This window comes from Parafrankia sp. BMG5.11 (assembly GCF_004337455.1).
The window spans coordinates 1-4,786 of record NZ_SJXI01000211.1 but is presented as its reverse complement, the minus strand read 5'-3'; the positions used below and the strand labels follow the sequence as shown (position 1 = coordinate 4,786).

The 4,786-nt window shown below is 65.8% G+C and carries 3 protein-coding genes and 1 pseudogene; all 4 read right to left on the bottom strand.

Annotated features, from left to right (window positions below; all coding sequences use genetic code 11):
• A pseudogene (locus tag E0504_RS50025) lies at positions 1-234 on the bottom strand (hypothetical protein); the annotation flags it as partial.
• Between the two features lie 394 nt (positions 235-628).
• Complete coding sequence (gene argJ, locus E0504_RS50020; RefSeq protein WP_165938895.1) at positions 629-1,855, bottom strand: bifunctional glutamate N-acetyltransferase/amino-acid acetyltransferase ArgJ; 1,227 nt, start codon at positions 1,853-1,855, stop codon at positions 629-631.
• Between the two features lie 469 nt (positions 1,856-2,324).
• Positions 2,325-3,377 carry an LLM class flavin-dependent oxidoreductase gene (locus E0504_RS50015; RefSeq protein WP_131628161.1) on the bottom strand — a complete coding sequence of 351 codons (1,053 nt, stop codon included), beginning with the start codon at positions 3,375-3,377 and terminating at the stop codon, positions 2,325-2,327.
• A gap of 44 nt (positions 3,378-3,421) precedes the next feature.
• On the bottom strand, positions 3,422-4,072 hold the full coding sequence (locus E0504_RS50010) for a TetR/AcrR family transcriptional regulator (RefSeq protein WP_207974756.1): 651 nt from the start codon (positions 4,070-4,072) through the stop codon (positions 3,422-3,424).
• Positions 4,073-4,786 lie beyond the last annotated feature (714 nt).

Genomic DNA, 4,786 nt, shown 5'->3' with positions numbered 1-4,786 from the left:
CAGACTCAGAACAGGCCCTAGGACCACGACCTCCACCCGGCGTTCCAGCAGCCAGGCCCGCAACCGCCGCATCTCGGCGGTGGTGGTACCGAACCGCTCGGTCTTCCAAAGCCAGCTACCGGCCTGCCGAGGACTCGGCGTGCGGGTGCAGGCAACCAGGAGCCGCTTGCCCAGATCCTCCACGCCCGCGGACCGCAGATGAACGACCTCGCCTTTCACGCTCTGCCGGGTCACAGTATTCTCCCTCCCACCAGACCCCGGCGGGTGCCCCGGAGAGGCCAGAGGAAGAGGCGGAATCTGACACGCGTGCTCCGAGTAGCAGGCCGCCGCCCTGGCGCAACCCGTGATCCCCTAATCGGCCCCCATCGCCATCCTGTGGAACGAGCTCGCCGGCATCGCAGTCCCATCGGCTAACCGGAAACCCGAGATCGATTTTCTCGTACCCGTGATGATCGGCGCGGCGATCCGCCCATTGTTTCGCGACGGCGACGCGGACGGCGGCGTCATCCTCGTCAGCTATGCGGACGGTTCATCCTGTGACGCATCAGCCCTATCTGTGAACGGTCGGGGCACCTTCGGATCGTCGAGATCGCGGTGTCAATGGAGGGTAGTCGAACCCTGGGAAATATTAAGTCATGTAGTGCGCATTGATGTCGATGTATTCCTTCGTGAGATCGCAGGTCCGCATGGTGCTATTTTCGTGGCCCATCCCGACGTCGACGGTGATGTCGATGGAGTCTGATTTCATGTAGGCGGCTAGTGTAGTCTGGTCCAGACTGTCGTTCTGACCTCCGTTGATCATGACCTTGTTTTTGCCGAGCCACACGGTGAGCCGCTCCTGCTGGACGGGGCGGCGGGATTTCCCGATCGCCATCGCGATACGTCCCCAGTTCGGATGGCCACCGCCGATCGCGGTCTTCACCAGTGGGGACTCCGCGATGGACTTCGCCATTGCGTGGGCGTCGTCGTCGGTCCGCGCGCCCCGCACTGTCACCGTGATGAGTTTCGAGATCCCTTCGCCGTCGCCTACGACCTGCATGGCCAGGTCATGGGCGACCTCGGCGAAGGCATCGCGGAGCTGGATGACGGCCGCATCACGGTCACCGTCGGCTGCGAGGTCGGTGTTGTTGGTCGCGAAGGCAAGCATCGTATCGCTCGTCGACTCATCCCCATCGACCGTGATGCGCCGGAAACTGCCCGAGTTCGCGTAGATCAGCAGGCGGTGAAGCTCGGCGGCATCCACTGTCGCGTTGGTGAACATGAAGCAGAGCATTGTGGCCATATCGGGTGCGATCATCCCGGATCCCTTAGCGATGCCACTGACGACGATAGGCTGGTCGCCTAGCATGAAGCTGCGGGAACTGGCCTTGGGAAAGGTGTCGGTCGTGCGGATAGCTTCCGCGGCCTGACGCCAGTCGACGGCGTCTTGGGCGTCCACAAGAGAGGGCAGTGGCTCGAGGAGCTGCTCATCGCTGATGCGCTGCCCGATGATACCCGTGCCAGCGGTAACAATTTCTCCGGCTGGGCAGTCCAGGCTCACGGCGACGCTTTCACAGATGCGTTCCACGAGCAGCCTGCCCTGGGCGCCGGTGAGGGCGTTCGCGTTGCCCGCGTGCACTACCAGCGCCCGTGCGCGCCCCTCACGCATGCTGCGCTGGCAGCGCTGCACGGCGGGAGATGTGACGGTGGACTGCGTGAACACGCCGGTGACCGTCGTTCCCGGCCGTACTGCCATCAGGAGTAGGTCCGGGCCATCGCCGGACTTCAGGCCGCACGATGTCGTGGCACTGGTGACGCCAGCGACGGGGCTGATATCCGGAAACGCATCCGGGGCGAACCGTGAGATCTCCAACATCGCGGGTTTCCCTTTCTGTCTGCCAGGGCACTGCGCGTCTGCCCTGGTAGGCGAACATAACGGCCTCAAGACACGCACGGCTGTCCCGGAAGCGAGGCCGCGGGGTGCGACAGGGGACCGACCAGGTCTGATCACCAAACACGGCCGTGTCCCGGCATGCCATCGGCACGCCGCGCCTTCCCCAGGCACACCAGCGCGCCAGCTCCGTCTCCACCACTGCGATCCGGGCCGCCGCGACCGGTATCGATCAAGGGCTGCCTCTTCCGTGCCTAGATTGCCTGCTCGCTGGTCCCGATGCCGGCGGCGAGCTACACGAGGCGCCTGCCGACGTCGATCAGGCCGAACACACTGCGGCGGAACTCGGGTTAGTATTTCCAGAACGCGCTGTCCTCCGGCTACTGGCGCATAGGCGATCATTCAGCAGGCCGGCTCCACGGACAGAGCCTCCGTACACCCCGGAGGATTCAGATCACGCCGCTCCGGCCGTGGCGACGTCGGCGGTGTTCACGATCCCGAGTGCGTCGGCGACGAGGGCGTGGGAGTACCGGCGGGCTTCCTGATCCGGGCTGATGCTTTGGAGCATGACTTCGGTGGCACCGGATTGTTCGATCATCTGGCCAAGCTGGTCCCGGATGGTCGCGGGGCTGCCGGCGAGTTGGCGCGGCCAGCGCCCGTCGACGATGCGGGAAGGCTCGTCTTTCTGCGCCGGGGTGAGGACACGGGATGCCTCGTCGATCGAGGGGACGACGATGCGGCCGGGGTCGGTATGACCGAGGCTGGCGTAGACGGCGCGTGTGGGCCAGGTCATCCGATGGGCTTCCTCGTCGGTGTCGGCGGCAAAGACGCTCACTCCGAGCATGGCCTGCGGGGCTTCTTGTCCGTAGGCGGTGGGAGTGAACGCCCGCCGGTAGGCCCGGAGGGCACGGACGGCGCCGCCGGGGTTGATGAATCCCGCGAAGGAATACCCGATGCCGAGGGCGGCGGCAAGGCCCGCGCTGCTGCCGGAGGAGCCGAGGAGCCAGGGGTCGGGGCGGGCAGTGACGGTGGGCATCAAGGTGATTTGGCTGAACGGGTGGTCGGCGGGGAAGTCGCGGTGCAGGAACGCGAGGACTTCCTGTACCTGCTGGTCGAAGTCGTCGGCATGGCCGGCCCTGCGGTCGCGTTTGAGGGCGATGTCCACGATTGGCCCAGTGGTCGCCCGGCCGAGACCAAGATCGAACCGGCCGGGTGCGACGGTTTCGAGTTGGTAGAACAGTTCCGCGACTTTCAGCGGGCTGTAGTGGTTGAGGAGGATCGCGCCGGAACCGATCCTGATACGGCGGGTCTCCCGGGCGATCATGCCCATGAGTACTTCCGGGGAGTGTGAGGCAACGGAGCCCACCCCGTGGTGCTCGGCGAACCACATCCGGTGGAAGCCGTGCTCTTCGGCGTGTTTGGTCGTGGTCACGGCTTCCTCGACGGCCTCGAACGCGGTGCGGTCGCGGGGAACGGTGGCCTGCTCGACGATGGAGAGCTTCAGCACACGCTTTCCTTTTCTGCGAATTCAGGCAATGTGATAACAGCCCGTTATGTGTGCGAATTTGAATGATCTTGATGTCGGGTTCGAGTCGGCGTGAGGACGCCATGTGCGGGGCGGAGCCCGTCGAGTCCGATCTGCCGTTGCCGAGCCCAGGGAGTTGCGGTCGGTCGAGGAGGGAAGGCCTGCCCCGCCGGAGTGGTCGTAATCACGGGGATGGTGCTGTGATCGGCGAGCGAGGCCAGGCAGATGACGAACTGGATGATGTCCTCCCCGACCACGCCTTCGCGGAGCAAACCCGCACGATGGCAGCGGGCGACCAGGTGCTCGGCGACGGCGGCGAGACGGCGGGCGCATTCGTCGAGCTGACGTTCCGAGAACGGACGCGCCAGCCTCTCCGTCAGGGCCACATGCATGGCCTGACGGCACACCGCGTCGTCGATGAAGCCAGTCAGCGCCTCCCATGGATCCGGGTGATTCATCCACCCGGTCAGGGCGGTGTTCTGCCAGGTGGTGAAGAGGTCCTGCATCACCGTCTCAAGCAGCTCGTCCTTGGTGGGGAAGTGCCGGTACAGGGTGCCGAGGGCGACCTCGGCCCGGGAGGCGATCTCCCGTACGTCCGCGCCCTGACCGCGGGCGGTGAACTCCGCCGTGGCCGCCTCGATGATCGCCGCCCGGTTCCGCACCGAATCCGACCGCACTCGACGGTTCCCTCTCGGGGCTGCTGGCGTGGCCATGGCCCGACCGTACGCCATCGCCAGACTAAAGTGAACACGCGTCCCGGTTCGCGAGAGCGCCACCACACCTGCCACGCTCTGCAACGCAGGAGTCCCTCATCCAGCAGCGAGCCCTTGCTAACCTGGGCGACCGCGGGCGGGATCGGCGAGAGTGCTGAGGCCGGGGAGAGGCAAAGTTCCTGGCAGACGGGTGGTCGATCGACAACCGGGCTGATGTCCCCGTGCCCGTGGCGCGGTCCGCGTGGACGCTCGAACGTGCCGGGTCACCCGGCTGGGAGGTTGACGTCGCATCACGCTCACCGTCGCGAGGCTGGCGGTGGCGTCGCGACTGTGGTGCCCAGTCGTCAACAGCGGCTCGGGCGTCGCTGCGCAGCTGGGCCACCAGGTTGCGTGCGGTGCCCGTGCCGACGTGAAGGCGTTTGCGGAGCGTCTCGGCGGAGATCGGGCGGTGGTGGAGCTGCTAAGCGTAGGAGCCGATTGCCTTCTCGACTTTTGCCTTGTCTCCGACGAAACTAAAGCAAGATCTAAGCTTGATCTTTAACCTGTGCGGTGTTGGTGGGCGGTCATGGTCAGGTCCCGTCGGGTGGTTTTTCCGACGTCGTGGTGGGGTGCGGGTCTGCGGTTGCGTGAGCCGGGAGGGCGGCCTGGGCCGGCTTTGGTGGGTTTCGGTGCGTTGGC